The following is a 14873-nucleotide window of genomic DNA, read 5'->3' as shown; positions in this document are numbered from 1 at the left end:
TCCACAGGGCTTGGCGGGCGGATTTGGACGGATATGATCGAGATAAAAGACGTAAGCAAATGGTATGGGCAGTTCCAGGTGCTGACCGATTGCAGCACCAGTGTCGCCAAGGGCGACGTGATGGTGATCTGCGGCCCCTCCGGCTCCGGCAAGTCCACCCTGATCAAGACGGTCAACGGCCTTGAGCCCTTCCAGAAAGGCGAAATCGTGGTGGATGGCGCTTCGGTAGGCGCCTCCGAGACCAAATTGAACGCCCTGCGCGCCCGCATCGGCATGGTCTTCCAGAATTTCGAGCTCTTTCCCCATCTTTCCGTACGCGACAACCTGAACCTGGGCCAGATGAAGGTGCTGGGCCGCAGCCGCGACGAGGCGACCGAACGTGGCCTGAAATACCTGGACCGGGTCGGCCTGCTGGCCCACCAGGACAAGTTCCCCTCCCAGCTTTCGGGCGGCCAGCAGCAGCGCGTGGCCATCGCCCGCGCCCTGGCCATGGACCCCATCGCCATGCTGTTCGACGAACCCACCTCGGCGCTCGACCCCGAAATGATCAACGAAGTGCTGGACGTGATGGTCGGCCTGGCCCAGGAAGGCATGACCATGATGGTGGTGACCCACGAGATGGGCTTCGCCCGCAAGGTCGCCAACCGCGTGGTCTTCATGGACAAGGGCCGTATCCTCGAAGACTGCAGCAAGGACGAGTTCTTCGGCGCCCCCCGCTCCGAACGCGCCCGCGACTTCCTGGCCCGTATCATCCACTAGGCGGCAGGGGCGAAAAGGTAAAATATCGGGATTCCGATATCGAGAGCCGCCATGTCTACCTTTGAAGCCCCCTCCAGCCTGACCATTACCCGCCCGGACGACTGGCACCTGCACCTGCGCGACGGCGCGACCATGGCGAGCGTGCTGCCGCACAGCGCGCGCCAGTTCGGCCGCGCCATCGTCATGCCCAACCTGAAGCCGCCCGTCACCACCGTGGCCGCTGCCGAGGCTTACCGCGGCCGTATCCTGGCGGCCCTGCCGCAGGGCATGCAGTTCGAGCCGCTCATGACGCTCTATCTCACCAACAACACCACGCCTGAAGAGATCCTGCGGGCGAGCGAGACCGATTTCGTCCATGCCGTGAAACTCTACCCGGCGGGCGCCACCACCAATTCCGACGCGGGCGTCACAGACCTGGCCAACTGCTACAAGGTGCTGGAGGCGATGCAGGAAACGGGCATGCCTTTCCTCGTCCACGGCGAAGTGACCGATCCCGATATCGACCTGTTCGACCGCGAAGCCGTGTTCATCGAGCGCGTCATGCGTCCGCTGCGCCGCGATTTCCCGGCGCTGAACATCGTCTTCGAACACATCACCACCAAGGATGCGGCGCAGTATGTAGCGGAGGCGGACGGTCCCATCGCGGCCACCATCACCGCCCACCACCTGCTGTACAACCGCAACGAGATCTTCAAGGGCGGCATCCGCCCCCACTATTACTGCCTGCCGGTGCTGAAGCGCGAAGAGCACCGCCTGGCCCTGGTCACGGCCGCCACCAGCGGCGATGAGCGCTTCTTCCTCGGCACGGACTCCGCCCCACACGCGCAAGGTGCCAAGGAAGCCGCCTGCGGCTGCGCGGGCTGCTATACCGCCCTGCACGCGATGGAGCTGTACGCCGAAGCCTTCGAGCGCGCCGGCGCCCTGGACAAGCTGGAAGCCTTCGCCAGCCTGAATGGTCCGGCGTTCTATGGCCTGCCGCCAAACGAAGGCAAGATCACCCTCAAGCGCGAACAGTGGACGCTGCCGCAAACCCTGCCTTTCGGCGAGCAGGCGCTGGTGCCGCTGAACGCGGGCGAAACCATCAACTGGAAGATGGCCTGAGGACGGAAAGTGTTCGCGGAGATCGACTGGCCGCAGCCATGGTTCGAGTCGGTGCGGCCCGCCGCGTCGCGCATCGGGCTCGATGCCGCCAGCGTGATCGACTCCTTCTGCGCCGAAGCTGAAGCGCTGGACCTGCGCAACCACCGCGGTCTGCCGCTGCGTTTCGTTCCACAGTCCGCGCTGCCCGAGGGCATGGCTTACGAGGAGTTCATTGGCGCCACGGGCGGAGTGCCCACGCGCGACAACCTGCACGATTTCTTCAATGGCCTGGTGTGGCTCAGCTTCCCGCGCATCAAGCGCCAGCTGAATGCCCTGCAGGCGACGCAGATTGCACAGGACGGCATCGGCAAGTCGCGAGGCCCCGCCCGCGACGCCGCCACCATCTTCGACGAGAACGCAGCCCTGCTCGTGCTGCGCGAGGGCGAGGAGGGGAACGCGCTGGAAGAGGCCCTGCGCAACCACGAGTGGCAGGAGGCCTTCGTGGAGCGCGCCCGCATGTTCGGCCGGGATGCGCAGGTACGCCTCTTTGGCCACGCATTGATGGAAAAGCTGGTCGCGCCCTATAAGGCCATTACGGCGCATACCCGCATCGTGCGCGCACCTTCGAGCTATTTCGATATGGACGACCAGGCGCAGCGCGCCTGGCTGGACGAAACGGTCGCGCACCGCCTGGCCGAAGAAGGCCTGGGGCGCGCGGGCTTCACGCCGCTGCCCGTGCTGGGCATTCCCGGCTGGTGGCCGCAGCAGGACAAGGTATTCTATGAAGATACCGCCGTCTTCCGTCCCAAACGGAAGCAGGCGGCCTGAAACCGCAAAGCGGAGAAAGCACGGCATGCCATGAGCAAAATGATTCGTTGGGGGATTCTCGGAACGGGCAAGATCGCGAAAGCGCTGGCCACGGCACTGAAGGAGGTGCCGGATGCGGAGCTCGCGGCGGTCGCCTCGCGCACCGTGGAAAGCGCCACGGCCTTCGGCAAGGAGTTCGGCGCGAAGCGCTGCCACGGCAGCTACCAGGCGCTTGCGGACGATCCCGATGTGGACGTAATTTATATCGCCACGCCGCACTCCATGCACCACGAGAACGCGCTGATGTGCCTCCACGGCGGCAAGGCCCTGCTGGTGGAGAAGGCCTTCACCATCAACCGGCGCGAGGCGGAAGAAGTATTCGCCCTGGCGCGGGAGAAGAACCTCTTTGTGATGGAAGCGATGTGGACGCGCTTCCAGCCGCTGGTGCAGGAAGTGCGGCGCATCGCGGACAGCGGCGAAATCGGCACTCCCTCGAACGTGCAGGCCGATTTCGGCTTCAAGGCGGAAGCCGGGCCGGAGAACCGCCTGTTCAATCCTGAACTGGGCGGCGGCTCCCTGCTGGACATCGGCATCTACCCACTGTCCATTGCTTCCTATGTGCTGGGCGACATCGCCGCAGTGCAGGCGCTTGGCGAACTCGGGCCCACGGGCGTGGACGTACAGGCATCCTTCGTTCTGCGCCACGTGAATGGCGGCATGTCCGCCTGCGCCAGCAGCCTGCGCGCCAGCACGCCGACCGAGTTCACCATCTGCGGCGACAAGGGCTTCATCCGCCTGGGCGGCCGGTTCCACAGCACGGAAGACATCACCGTCGAGCTGCGCAACGGCACGCGCCGCCACCTGCACGTGCCGCGCACCGGCGCGGGCTACAGCTACGAGGTGCTGGAGGTGAACCGCTGCCTGCGCGAAGGCCTGCTCGAAAGCCATGTCATGCCCTGGGGCGAAACGCTGGCGCTGATGGGCGTCATGGATGAGATTCGCAGGCAGATCGGCGTGCGCTACCCGGCCGATCTGGCGGAATAAGGCGGCCGCCAGCAGAGAAAAAGCAGTTGGGCTACACTCGGAACTTTCCACCAAGGCCCCACTGCCATGTTCACTGCCCAACGCGCTCCCGATCTCAAGACCGTCCTGCTCGCGACAGGCGTGATCCTTACTCTGGCCATGGGCGTGCGGCACGGCTTCGGCTTCTGGCTCCAGCCTATCTCCCAGGCGAACGGCTGGTCGCGCGAAACCTATTCGCTGGCGCTGGCGCTCCAGAACCTGCTGTGGGGCGCCTTCGGCCCCTTCGCGGGCATGGTGGCGGACCGCTTTGGCACCATGCGCGTCGTGCTGCTCGGCGCCTTCGCCTATATGGCAGGCCTGATCTGGATGGCGGTGGTCACGCAGCCCACGCTCTTTATCATCGGCTCCGGCGTCTTCATCGGCCTGGGCCTGGCCTGTACCGCCTTTGGCGCGGTGAGCGGCATCATCGGCCGTTCGGCTCCGCCTGAAAAGCGCTCGTGGGCCTTCGGCATCTCGGGCGCGGCGAGCTCCTTCGGCCAGTTCCTCATGATGCCTGTGGAGCAGACCATGATCTCCTCCATTGGCTGGCAGAACGCCTTCTTCCTGCTGGCCGCCATCGTCGTCTTCCTCATGGTGCCCATGTCCTTCCGCCTGCGCGAACCTGCGGTGCAGAAGAAGGGCGGCCACCACCAGAGCATCCGCGAGGCGATGAGCGAGGCGGTGGGCAACCGCTCCTTCCTGCTGCTGGTGGCGGGCTATTTCGTGTGCGGTTTCCAGGTGGTCTTCATCGGCGTGCACCTGCCCGCCTACCTGAAGGACAAGGGCATCGCCGATCCGAAAGTGGCGGTGATGGCGCTGGCGCTGATTGGCCTCTTCAACATCTTCGGCTCCTACATGGCGGGCCAGCTGGGCGGCAAGCTGCCCAAACGCTACCTGCTGTCCTTCATCTATTTCGCGCGCTCCGTCGTGATCGGCCTGTTCCTGCTGGCGCCCCTGTCCCCGATGTCCGTTTATCTCTTCGCGGCGGCCATGGGCGTTCTGTGGCTGTCCACCGTGCCGCTCACGAACGGCATTATCGCGGGCGTGTTCGGCCTTGGCCACATGTCCATGCTGGCGGGCGTGGTCTTCTTCTCCCACCAGATCGGCAGCTTCCTCGGCGTCTGGCTGGGCGGCTACGTATTCGACCTGCAGGGCAGCTACGACGTGGTGTGGGGCATCTCCATCGCGCTCGGCGTGATGGCCGGGCTGGCCAACCTGCCGGTGGATGAGCGTCCTCTCGCGCGGCCGGAGCTGAAGGCGGCATGATGAAACGGCGCCTGCTCCGCGCGGCCGGCTGGCTGGCCGCCATCGTGGTGCTGGCGCTGGCCTTCCTGGCTTATCTGCGTCCCGATTTCATGTTCGATCTCGGGAACCGCATCGCCATGTGCATGTAGTTCAGACCTTCAGGAATTCTTCGCGTCCGCCCAGCCAGCGTTCGAGGTGGGCTTCCACAATGGCCTTGCCGGCAGGGCTGTTCTCCTGCAGCAGGGCAGACGCCACATCGCGCGCCTGCTCCACCAGCCAGCCATCGGTTTCCAGGTCGGCGAAGCGCAGCATGGCCTGGCCGGACTGGCGCGCGCCGAGGAATTCGCCGGGGCCGCGGATCTCCAGGTCCCGCCGGGCGATCTCGAAGCCGTCCGTCGTTTCCCGCATCGTCATTAGGCGCTGCTTCGCAATGGGGCCGAGGGGGCTCTGGTACAGCAGCAGGCAGACGCTGGCCGCCGAGCCGCGCCCCACGCGGCCCCGCAGCTGGTGCAGCTGGGAGAGGCCGAAACGTTCGGCGTGCTCGATCACCATCAGCGAGGCGTTCGGCACGTCCACGCCCACCTCGATCACCGTGGTGGCCACCAGCACATGCACCTCGCCTGCGGCAAAGGCGTCCATGACCACCTGCTTCTCCGCAGGCTTGAGGCGGCCGTGCACGAGGCCCACGCGCAGGTCGGGCAGGGCGGCGGCGAGGGTTTCATAGGTTTCGGTCGCGGTTTGCAGCTGCAGGGCTTCCGATTCCTCGATCAGGGGACAGACCCAGTAGACCTGGCGGCCTTCCAGGGCGGCGGCATGCACGCGCTCTATCACCTCGTCGCGCCGGTTCTGGTCGATGGCGCGGGTGACGATGGGCGTGCGCCCCGGCGGCAGTTCGTCGATCACCGACACTTCGAGGTCGGCGTAATAGGTCATCGCCAGGGTGCGCGGAATCGGCGTGGCGGACATCATGAGCTGGTGCGGCACCAGGCCGTCGCTGCCCTTGTTGCGCAGAGTGAGGCGCTGGCCAACGCCGAAGCGGTGCTGCTCGTCCACGATCACGAGGCCCAGTTTCGGGAACTGCACCGTATCCTGGATGAGGGCATGGGTGCCGATCACCAGCCGGGCCTCGCCGGATTCCACCAGCGCGGTCGCGGCCAGCTTGTCCTTTTTCTTCAGGCTGCCCGTCAGCCAGGCCACCTTCACACCCAGTGGTTCCAGCCAGGCCGCGATCTTGCGGAAATGCTGGTCGGCGAGGATTTCCGTGGGGGCCATGAGGGCGGCCTGGTAGCCGCTGTCGATCGCCTGGGCGGCCGCCAGCGCCGCCACCACCGTCTTGCCGCTGCCCACATCGCCCTGCAGCAGCCGCTGCATGGGGTAAGGTTTGCCGATGTCGGCGCGGATCTCCTTCAGCACGCGCTGCTGGGCGCCCGTCAGCTTGAAGGGCAGGGCTGCCTGGAAAGCGGAGGAAAGATCGCCAACGCTCTTCAGGGCAGGCGAGCCTTTCATGCGCCGCGCCTTCTGCGCCCGCTTCAGGGACAGCTGCTGGGCCAGCAGTTCGTCGAACTTCATCCGCGTCCACGCCGGGTGGCTGCGCTCGGCCAGCGCATGTTCGTCCACGTCCTGCGGCGGGTAGTGCAGCAGGCGCACGCTGGGCTCGAAAGCTTCCAGGCGCATGTGCGAGACCACGGCGGCAGGCACCGTGTCTTCCCAGTTCACCCGCTTCATCGCCTCGGCAATGGCACGCCGAAGCACCAGCTGGGAAAGGCCTTCGCCGGAAGGGTAGACGGGCGTGAGCGACGTGGGCAGGGGCGCGCCCTCGTTCACCACCTTGTAGGCGGGATGCACCATCTCTGCGCCGAAAAAGCCGTGCTTCAGCTCTCCGCGAACCCGCACACGAACGCCTTCGGAAAGCTGCTTGACCTGGCTGCCGTAGAAATTCATGAAGCGCAGCTGGAGGTCGCCCGTTTCGTCCGCGATGTGCACGAGCAGCTGGCGGCGCGGCTTGTAGGCGATTTCGTTCTTCGTCACCACGCCCTCCACCTGCGAAGTCTGGCCGCCGCGCAGGCAGGCCTCCTGGATCGTCATGACCTCGGTTTCGTCCTCGTAGCGCATGGGCAGGTGCAGCACCAGGTCCATGTCCGTGCGCAGCCCGAGTTTGGCGAGCTTGCTTTCGACAGTGGCTGCGGGCTTCTTTTGCTTCGGTTCAGGCATTGTTTGCGGTGTTTTTGGGCAGATGGCGTAAAATAGAGGGTTCGCCCAATTGTTTGTGTAGTGTTTCCATGTATTCGCTGTCCGACTTCGATTTTAACTTGCCGCCCGAGCGCATTGCGCAATTTCCTCTGCCTGACCGCAGCGCTTCCCGCCTGCTGCAGGTCGATGGCGCTCACCTCATCGACCGCCAGTTCACCGACATCCTGGAGCTTCTGCAGCCCGGCGACCTGCTGGTGATGAACGACACCCGCGTGCTCAAGGCGCGCTTCTTCGGCGTGAAGGACAGCGGCGGCAAGGTGGAAGTGCTGGTGGAGCGCGTGCTGGACACGCGCACGGTGCTGGCCCAGGTGCGCGCCTCGAAGTCGCCCGGCCCCGGCGTGAAGATCCGCCTGGCCGAGGCTTTCGACGTCACGGTGGGCGAACGCGCGGGCGAGTTCTACACCCTGCACTTCGGCGCCGACGTGTTCGAACTGATCGAGCAGTACGGCCGCCTGCCCCTGCCGCCCTATATCGAGCACGCGCCGGGCGAATTCGACGAAACGCGCTACCAGACGGTCTTCGGCAAGGTGCCGGGCGCTGTCGCCGCACCGACGGCTGGCCTGCATTTCGACGAGGCCCTGCTGGAGAAACTCAAGGCCAAGGGTGTGCAGTTCGCCTATGTCACCCTGCACGTGGGCGCGGGCACCTTCCAGCCCGTGCGCACCGAGAACCTGGCCGAGCACAAGATGCACACCGAGTGGTACACCATGCCGCAGGCGACGGTGGATGCGGTGAAGACGGCCCGCGCGGCAGGCCGCGACGTGGTGGCCGTGGGCACCACCAGCCTTCGCGCCCTGGAGTCGGCCTCGCAGACGGGCGAACTGAAAGCGGGCAGCGCGGATACGGCCCTCTTCATCACCCCCGGCTACCAGTTCAAGACGGTGACGCGCCTGATCACCAACTTCCACCTGCCGAAATCGACCCTGCTGATGCTGGTGTCGGCCTTCGCCGGTTTCGAAGAGATCCGCGGCGCCTACGCCCACGCCATCGCCAGCGAATACCGCTTCTTCAGCTATGGCGACGCCATGCTGCTGACGACGCCCAACCGGGCCTGATTTAGGAATCGAACAATGTTGGAATTCAAGCTACTCAAGACCGATACTACCGGCAAGACCAAGGCCCGCCGCGGCACGGTGAAGCTGAACCACGGCGAGGTGCAGACGCCCATCTTCATGCCCGTGGGCACCTACGGTTCGGTGAAGGCCATGTCGCCGCTGGAGCTGAAGGAAATCGGCGCCCAGATCATTCTCGGCAATACCTTCCACCTGTGGCTCCGCCCCGGCAACGACGTGATGTCGAAGTTCGGCGGCCTGCACGGCTTCATGGGCTGGGATAAACCCATCCTCACCGACTCGGGCGGCTTCCAGGTCTTCTCCCTGGGCGAAATGCGCAAAATCACGGAAGAGGGCGTGCATTTCAATTCGCCCATCAACGGGGACAAGCTGTTCCTCTCGCCCGAAATCTCCATGCAGATCCAGCGCGTGCTCAATTCGGACATCGTGATGCAGTTCGACGAGTGCACGCCCTACGAGATCGACGGCCGCCCCGCTACCATGGACGAAGCGGCGAAATCCATGCGCATGTCCCTGCGCTGGGCCCAGCGCTCGATGGACGAATTCAAGCGCGGCGAAAACCCGAACGCGCTGTTCGGCATCGTCCAGGGCGGCATGTTCGAGAAGCTGCGCGACGAATCGCTGGAAGGGCTGGAAAAGATCGATTTCCCCGGCCTGGCCATCGGCGGCCTCTCCGTGGGGGAGCCGAAGGAGGACATGATGCGCGTGCTGGAACACGTCGGCCCGCGCCTTCCCGCCAACAAGCCGCACTACCTGATGGGCGTGGGCACGCCGGAAGACCTGGTGGCGGGCGTGTCGAACGGCGTGGACATGTTCGACTGCGTCATGCCCACCCGGAACGCCCGCAACGGCTGGATCTTCACCCGCTTCGGCGACATCAAGGTCAAGAACGCACGTTATAAGGATGACAAGGAGCCGCTGGACCCCACCTGCTCCTGCTACGCCTGCCGGAACTTCAGCCGCGCTTACCTGCACCACCTGCACCGGGCGCAGGAGATCCTGGGCGCGCGCCTGAACACCATCCACAACCTGCACTACTACCTGGATATCATGCGCCAGATGCGCGAGGCCCTGGACGAAGACCGTTTCCCCGACTGGGTAAAGGAGTTCCACTCCGACCGGGCGCGGGGCGTTTAAGCAGGATCTTGCAAAAAGTGATATAGGCCCCATCTTGGGGCCTGCGGCGAGTGCTAGAATACAGCGCTAATTTTTAACACTTATAAACACAACTGGAGTCACCCGTGTTCATTTCCAACGCATACGCTCAAGGCGCCGAAGCCGCCACCATGAGCAACCTGTCCACCTTCCTGCCGCTGATCCTGATGTTCGTGGTCATGTATTTCCTCATGATCCGCCCCCAGCAGAAGCGCGCGAAAGAGCAAAAAGCCATGATGGACGCCCTGGCGAAGGGCGACGAAGTCGTGACCGCCGGCGGCATCCTGGGCAAGGTGTCCAAGGTGACCGACGTGTATGTGTCGCTGGAAGTGGCAGCCGGCACTGAGATCTGGGTGCAGAAGCCTTCCATCACCACGCTGCTGCCGAAGGGCACGCTGAAGGGTCTGTAATACGACGGCACGGGCGGCATGGCCGCCCGTTTATGTATCCGGCTTTTACTGAACGCTGAAGAATATGAATCGCTATCCTGTCTGGAAATATATCGTCATCGTCGTGGTGGTGGTGCTGGGCGCACTGTACACGGCGCCCAACTACTTCGGCGAATCCCCCGCATTGCAGATCACCAGCGGCAAATCGACCGTGAAGGTCACCCCGGCCGTTGCGGCCCAGGTGGAATCGGTGCTCAAGCGCGAGAACATCGCCAACGAAGGCGTGACCCTGGATGAGGGCGCGAGCCACTCGGTGCGCGCCCGCTTCGCCACCACGGACGACCAGTTCAAGGCGCGCCTGGCGCTGGAGAAGGGCCTGAACGCCGACCCGTCCGACCCCACCTATATCGTCACCGTCAACCTGATGCCGAACACCCCGCAGTGGATGCAGAAGATGCGCGCGCTGCCGATGTACCTCGGCCTCGACCTGCGCGGCGGGGTGCACTTCCTGATGCAGGTGGACACCAAGGCGGCGCTGAACAAGCGCATCCAGGGCTACCAGGCCGCCGTGCGCAGCCAGCTGCGCGACAAGAACGTGCGCCACGCAGGCATCGAGCGTTCGGGCGACAGCATCGTGATCAAGTTCCGCGACGATGCCACCCGCCAGGCCGCGCGCAACGCGCTGGCCGAGATGAGCGACCTGGCCCTGGCCGACAGCGCCGACGGCGCCGACCTGAAACTGGTCGCCACCATGAAGCCCGCCGCCCTCAAGGACACCCTGGACAACGGCGTGAAGCAGAACATCGCCACCCTGTCCAAGCGCGTCAATGAGCTGGGCGTGGCCGAACCGATCATCCAGCAGCAGGGCCCGGACCGCATCGTGGTCCAGCTGCCCGGCGTGCAGGACGTGGCGCGCGCCAAGTCCATCATCGGCCGCACCGCCACCCTGGAAGTGCGCCTGGTGGACGAAACCATCACCCCCGGCACCGAGCTCTCCGCCGCCATTCCCTTCAACTCCGAGCTGTTCACGGTCGGCAAGGCCGTGCCGGTCGTGCTGTCGAAGGACGTGATCCTGACCGGCGACTACATCGCCAGCGCCACCGCCACCTTCGACGAGAACCAGCAGCCTGCCGTGTCGCTGGACCTGAACGGCGACGGCGGCCGCAAGATGCGCGAAGCCACCCGCGGCAACGTGGGCAAGCGCATGGCCATCGTGCTGTTCGAGAAGGGCAAGCCTGAAGTGCTGTCCGTGGCCACCATCCAGGAAGAACTGGGCAGCCGCTTCCGCATCACCGGCATGGGCACCATCGAGAACTCCACCGAACTGGCGCTGCTGCTGCGCGCCGGCGCGCTGTACGCGCCGATGGACTTCCTGGAAGAGCGCACCATCGGCCCGCAGCTGGGCGCCGAGAACGTGGCCAAGGGCCTGCACTCCACCATGTACGGCTTCGCCGCCATCGCGGTCTTCATGATCGCCTACTACATGATGTTCGGCTTCTTCAGCGTGCTGGCGCTGGCCGTCAACCTGCTGCTGCTGGTGGCGCTGCTGTCGCTGATGCAGGCGACGCTGACATTGCCGGGTATCGCCGCGATCGCGCTGGCCCTGGGTATGGCGATCGACGCCAACGTGCTGATCAACGAGCGCATCCGCGAGGAGCTGCGCGCAGGCGCCTCCCCGCAGGCCTCCATTGCGGCGGGCTTCGACCGCGCATGGGCCACCATCCTGGACTCGAACGTCACCACCCTGATCGTGGGCCTGGCGCTGCTGGTCTTCGGTTCGGGCGCGGTGCGCGGCTTCGCTGTGGTGCACTGCCTGGGCATCCTGACCTCGATGTTCTCTGCGGTCTTCGTATCGCGCGGCGTGGTCAACCTGTGGTACGGCCGCAAGAAGAAACTGCAATCGCTGTCGATCGGCACCGTCTGGGTGCCGGGCCAGTCCAAGTAACGGCTAGGGAAGATAGAGGAATCACATGGAATTTTTCCGCATTCACAAAGACATTCCGTTCATGCGCCACGCGCTGGTGTTCAACGTCGTTTCGGCGTTGACCTTCGTGGCGGCCGTGTTCTTCCTGGTCCACAAGGGTCTGCACCTGTCCATCGAGTTCAAGGGCGGCACGGTGATGGAGGTGAAGTACCCGAAGGCAGCCAACCTGCCGGCCATCCGCCACACCCTGGAGAGCCTGGGCTACGAGCAGCCTGAAGTCACCAGTTTCGACACGGCGCGCGACGCCATGATCCGCCTGCCGATCGCCGAAGGCTCGAACACCGCCGACACCTCGCGCAAGGTCTTCGAGGCGCTGTGCAAGGCCGAACAGGGCAGCACGAAGCAGTTCGACACCGTGACCCCGAAGGGCGAGCACATCGCCAAGCTGGGCTGCGTTGACGCGGCGGGCGCCGAGTCGGTGCAGCTGCAGAAGGTGGAATTCGTCGGCCCGCAGGTGGGCGAGGAACTGGCGCAGAACGGCCTGAACGCCCTTGTCATGGTGGTGGTTGGCGTGATGATCTACCTGGCCATCCGCTTCGAATGGAAATTCGCGGTCGCCGCCATCGTGGCAAACCTGCACGACGTGGTGATCATTCTCGGCTTCTTCGCCTTCTTCCAGTGGGAATTCTCGCTGACGGTGCTGGCCGCCGTGCTGGCGGTGCTGGGCTACTCGGTGAACGAGTCGGTGGTTATCTTCGACCGTATCCGCGAGAACTTCCGCAAGCAGCGCAAGATGAGCGTGCACGAAGTGATCGACAACGCGATCACCTCCACCATCTCGCGTACCATCATCACCCACGGCTGCACGCAGATGATGGTGCTGTCCATGCTCTTCCTGGGCGGCCCGACGCTGCACTTCTTCGCCATAGCACTGACCATCGGCATCTGCTTCGGTATCTACTCTTCCGTGTTCGTTGCCGCGGCCGTGGCCATGTGGCTGGGCGTGAAGCGTGAAGACCTGATCAAGCCGGTCAAGGAAAAGGACGAAACGGACGGCGCCGTCGTTTAAGACGCAGCGCCCCGCAAAAGGCCGCCGGCGAAAGCTGCGCGGCCTTTTTTATCGCCCGTTCAGGATGTCGGCGACGATCGCCTGGGGTTCCTTGAGCAGGTCCAGGCTCAGGCCCGCCTCGTCCGGCTGCAGGGGTTCGAGGACGGCGAACTGGCTCTCGAGCAGGGAGGTGGGCATGAAGTGGCCGGGGCGCTGGCTCATGCGCACGGCGATGACTTCCGGGCTGCCTGCGAGATGGGCGAAGCGCAGCGAAGGGGCGCCCGCGCGCAGCACATCCCGGTAGCGCCGCTTGAGCGAGGAGCAGGCCAGCACCAGGCCTTCGCCCGCGTCGGCCGCCTTGCGGATCTCCTGCTGCAGCAATTCCAGCCAGGGCATGCGGTCCGCGTCATCCAGCGGAATCCCGGCCGTCATCTTCGCCACGCTGGCGGGCAGGTGGAAGCTGTCGCCTTCGATAAAGCGCGCGCCCAGCGACTGCGCCAGCAGCGCGCCGATGGAGCTCTTGCCGCAGCCGCTTACGCCCATCACCACCCAGAGTTGTCCACCTTGTCCGTCCATTGAATATCCTCCTTTCAGCCATTTCATCGCGCCCTGGCCCTCCTGTCAATCTTGCCGTCATGGTAAGCTAGCGTTCTTCACTGGGGAGCGAACGACATGAGCCGCACCGGCCGACTGTTTCAGCTGATGGATGCGCTGCGCGGCAACCGCCGTCCGGTCACCGCGGCTGTGCTGGCGGAGCGGCTGGGCGTGTCCGAACGCACCATCTACCGCGACATCCAGGCGCTGGCCGAACTGGGCGCGCCGGTGGAGGGCTCGGCGGGCGTGGGCTATGTGCTGCGCACCGGCTTCTTCCTGCCGCCGCTCATGTTCGATGCCGACGAACTGGAAGCCCTGGTACTGGGCGCGCGCTGGGTGCACCAGCAAGGCGACGAGACCCTCACGCGCGCCGCCACGTCCGCCCTCGCCAAGATCGCCACCGCCACGCCCAAGGACCTGCGCGACCACATGGCCGACACCAGCCTGTGGGTGCCGGTGCGCGTGAACGGAAGCAGCAACGAAGTGTTCATGCGGCCTGCGCGCGAAGCAATACGGCGGCAGTGCAAGCTGCGCCTGGGCTACAGCGACGAGAAGGGCAACCAGTCCGAGCGCACCGTTTGGCCTTTCGCCCTGGCCTTCTTCGAGGGCCGGCGCGTGCTCGCCGCGTGGTGCGAGCTGCGCGACGCCACGCGCCACTTCCGCGTCGACCGCATCGTCACCGCCGAGACACTTGCAGACCGCTACCCGGTGCCGCGCCACCAGCTGCTGCGCCGCTGGCGCGAAGAGCAAAGCATTCACGACGACTCCTGACAGAATCTGTCATCGCCTGCCGGTAGCATTCATGCATCGAACAACGCATGAAGGAGAAGGCAATGCACCTCTACCACCACCCGCTGTCGTCCAATTCCCGCCGCGTCATGATGACGGCCCTGCACCTCGGCCTGAAGCTCGACCTTACGGAGATCAACCTGGGAAGCCCGGACGACCGCCGCCGCCTGGCCGAAGTGAACCCCAACGGCAAGGTGCCGGTGCTGGTGCATGGCGACTTCGTGCTGTGGGAGTCCTGCGCCATCATGCAGTACATGGCCGAGCTGACGCCGGGCCAGACCGCCTGCCCGCAAGACCCTCAGGCCAAGGCGGACGTGAACCGCTGGCTGTTCTGGGCCAGCCAGCACTTCGCCACGGCGATTGCCGTCTTTACCTGGGAGAACGTATGGAAGAAGTTCGTGGAAGGCACGGGGCCTGACGCTGCCGAGCTGGCGCGGGGCAGCGCCGAACTGGCCCCGCTCGCCGAGGTACTGGACCGCCACCTGGCCCACCGCGAATGGCTGGTGGGCGATACGGTGACCATGGCCGATTACGCGGTGGCCGCGCCCCTGATGTACACCGAGCGCGCCAGCGTGCCGGTGACCCAGTATCCGAACGTGCAGCGCTGGTTCGCCAGGGTGCAGCAGCTGCCCGTCTGGCAGCACACCAACCCTGTCTGGTAATTATTTGCTTTATGTTAGCTAGCGCACAGAGCGCGC

15 protein-coding genes are annotated in these 14873 nt (G+C 65.0%); 13 read left to right on the top strand and 2 right to left on the bottom strand.

Annotated elements, in window-relative coordinates; all coding sequences use genetic code 11:
- The first annotated feature begins 33 nt into the window (after positions 1 to 33).
- The 6 genes from LSQ66_RS20010 (at position 34) to LSQ66_RS24755 (ending at position 5102) form a co-directional block, all read left to right on the top strand.
- A complete protein-coding gene (locus LSQ66_RS20010) occupies positions 34 to 759 on the top strand; it encodes an amino acid ABC transporter ATP-binding protein (RefSeq protein WP_231766938.1) in 726 nt (241 codons plus the stop codon).
- Positions 760 to 810: 51 nt separating this feature from the next.
- The gene (gene pyrC, locus LSQ66_RS20005; RefSeq protein ID WP_231766937.1) at positions 811 to 1860 is read left to right on the top strand and encodes a dihydroorotase; all 1050 of its coding nucleotides are present in this window, start codon (positions 811 to 813) and stop codon (positions 1858 to 1860) included.
- Positions 1861 to 1869: 9 nt separating this feature from the next.
- Positions 1870 to 2667: a DUF3025 domain-containing protein gene (locus LSQ66_RS20000; RefSeq protein WP_231766936.1), complete on the top strand. Its 798-nt coding sequence runs from the start codon at positions 1870 to 1872 to the stop codon at positions 2665 to 2667.
- Between the two features lie 30 nt (positions 2668 to 2697).
- Positions 2698 to 3690 carry a Gfo/Idh/MocA family protein gene (locus tag LSQ66_RS19995; RefSeq protein WP_231766935.1) on the top strand — a complete coding sequence of 331 codons (993 nt, stop codon included), beginning with the start codon at positions 2698 to 2700 and terminating at the stop codon, positions 3688 to 3690.
- Between the two features lie 66 nt (positions 3691 to 3756).
- Complete coding sequence (locus LSQ66_RS19990; protein WP_231766934.1) at positions 3757 to 4974, top strand: MFS transporter; 1218 nt, start codon at positions 3757 to 3759, stop codon at positions 4972 to 4974.
- Positions 4971 to 5102, top strand: coding sequence for a hypothetical protein (locus LSQ66_RS24755; protein WP_269449185.1), 132 nt, complete (start codon positions 4971 to 4973; stop codon positions 5100 to 5102). The genes LSQ66_RS19990 and LSQ66_RS24755 overlap by 4 nt, the downstream gene beginning before the upstream one ends.
- 1 nt (position 5103) lies before the next feature.
- On the opposite strand, the gene recG is transcribed toward LSQ66_RS24755, so the two are convergent.
- Positions 5104 to 7164, bottom strand: a complete 2061-nt coding sequence (gene recG / locus LSQ66_RS19985; protein WP_231766933.1) for an ATP-dependent DNA helicase RecG — start codon at positions 7162 to 7164, stop codon at positions 5104 to 5106.
- 68 nt (positions 7165 to 7232) lie between these two features.
- On the opposite strand from recG, the gene queA reads away from it, so the two are divergent.
- From queA to secF, 5 genes are all read left to right on the top strand, one after another.
- Positions 7233 to 8258, top strand: a complete 1026-nt coding sequence (gene queA / locus LSQ66_RS19980) for a tRNA preQ1(34) S-adenosylmethionine ribosyltransferase-isomerase QueA (RefSeq protein ID WP_231766932.1) — start codon at positions 7233 to 7235, stop codon at positions 8256 to 8258.
- A 15-nt stretch (positions 8259 to 8273) separates the two neighbouring features.
- The gene (gene tgt, locus LSQ66_RS19975) at positions 8274 to 9413 is read left to right on the top strand and encodes a tRNA guanosine(34) transglycosylase Tgt (RefSeq protein WP_231766931.1); all 1140 of its coding nucleotides are present in this window, start codon (positions 8274 to 8276) and stop codon (positions 9411 to 9413) included.
- Between the two features lie 149 nt (positions 9414 to 9562).
- The gene (gene yajC, locus LSQ66_RS19970) at positions 9563 to 9841 is read left to right on the top strand and encodes a preprotein translocase subunit YajC (protein ID WP_231770163.1); all 279 of its coding nucleotides are present in this window, start codon (positions 9563 to 9565) and stop codon (positions 9839 to 9841) included.
- Positions 9842 to 9905: 64 nt separating this feature from the next.
- Entirely contained in the window at positions 9906 to 11765 is a 1860-nt protein-coding gene (gene secD, locus LSQ66_RS19965) for a protein translocase subunit SecD (RefSeq protein WP_231766930.1), read from the top strand.
- 25 nt (positions 11766 to 11790) lie between these two features.
- Positions 11791 to 12813 (top strand): protein translocase subunit SecF, encoded by a 1023-nt coding sequence (secF, locus tag LSQ66_RS19960; RefSeq protein ID WP_231766929.1) that lies wholly within the window; start codon positions 11791 to 11793, stop codon positions 12811 to 12813.
- A gap of 48 nt (positions 12814 to 12861) precedes the next feature.
- Here secF and LSQ66_RS19955 read toward each other — a convergent pair whose 3' ends face one another.
- Positions 12862 to 13368, bottom strand: coding sequence for a gluconokinase (locus tag LSQ66_RS19955; RefSeq protein WP_231766928.1), 507 nt, complete (start codon positions 13366 to 13368; stop codon positions 12862 to 12864).
- Between the two features lie 96 nt (positions 13369 to 13464).
- Here LSQ66_RS19955 and LSQ66_RS19950 point away from each other — a divergent pair, with 96 nt between their 5' ends.
- Both LSQ66_RS19950 and LSQ66_RS19945 read left to right on the top strand, forming a co-directional pair.
- On the top strand, positions 13465 to 14157 hold the full coding sequence (locus tag LSQ66_RS19950; protein WP_231766927.1) for a helix-turn-helix transcriptional regulator: 693 nt from the start codon (positions 13465 to 13467) through the stop codon (positions 14155 to 14157).
- A 62-nt stretch (positions 14158 to 14219) separates the two neighbouring features.
- On the top strand, positions 14220 to 14837 hold the full coding sequence (locus LSQ66_RS19945; protein WP_231766926.1) for a glutathione S-transferase family protein: 618 nt from the start codon (positions 14220 to 14222) through the stop codon (positions 14835 to 14837).
- Positions 14838 to 14873 lie beyond the last annotated feature (36 nt).

The organism is Massilia endophytica, assembly GCF_021165955.1.
GTDB lineage: Bacteria > Pseudomonadota > Gammaproteobacteria > Burkholderiales > Burkholderiaceae_D > Rugamonas > Rugamonas endophytica.
The sequence above is the reverse complement of the archived record's forward strand: the minus strand, read 5'-3'. Positions and strand labels throughout refer to the sequence as shown.

Coding starts and splice junctions, on each gene's coding strand:
- LSQ66_RS20010 (WP_231766938.1), top strand. CDS start 34: ATGATCGAGATAAAAGACGTAAGCAAATGGTATGGGCAGTTCCAGGTG.
- pyrC (WP_231766937.1), top strand. CDS start 811: ATGTCTACCTTTGAAGCCCCCTCCAGCCTGACCATTACCCGCCCGGAC.
- LSQ66_RS19995 (WP_231766935.1), top strand. CDS start 2,698: ATGAGCAAAATGATTCGTTGGGGGATTCTCGGAACGGGCAAGATCGCG.
- LSQ66_RS19990 (WP_231766934.1), top strand. CDS start 3,757: ATGTTCACTGCCCAACGCGCTCCCGATCTCAAGACCGTCCTGCTCGCG.
- LSQ66_RS24755 (WP_269449185.1), top strand. CDS start 4,971: ATGATGAAACGGCGCCTGCTCCGCGCGGCCGGCTGGCTGGCCGCCATC.
- recG (WP_231766933.1), bottom strand. CDS start 7,164: ATGCCTGAACCGAAGCAAAAGAAGCCCGCAGCCACTGTCGAAAGCAAG.
- queA (WP_231766932.1), top strand. CDS start 7,233: ATGTATTCGCTGTCCGACTTCGATTTTAACTTGCCGCCCGAGCGCATT.
- tgt (WP_231766931.1), top strand. CDS start 8,274: ATGTTGGAATTCAAGCTACTCAAGACCGATACTACCGGCAAGACCAAG.
- yajC (WP_231770163.1), top strand. CDS start 9,563: ATGAGCAACCTGTCCACCTTCCTGCCGCTGATCCTGATGTTCGTGGTC.
- secD (WP_231766930.1), top strand. CDS start 9,906: ATGAATCGCTATCCTGTCTGGAAATATATCGTCATCGTCGTGGTGGTG.
- secF (WP_231766929.1), top strand. CDS start 11,791: ATGGAATTTTTCCGCATTCACAAAGACATTCCGTTCATGCGCCACGCG.
- LSQ66_RS19955 (WP_231766928.1), bottom strand. CDS start 13,368: ATGGACGGACAAGGTGGACAACTCTGGGTGGTGATGGGCGTAAGCGGC.
- LSQ66_RS19950 (WP_231766927.1), top strand. CDS start 13,465: ATGAGCCGCACCGGCCGACTGTTTCAGCTGATGGATGCGCTGCGCGGC.
- LSQ66_RS19945 (WP_231766926.1), top strand. CDS start 14,220: ATGCACCTCTACCACCACCCGCTGTCGTCCAATTCCCGCCGCGTCATG.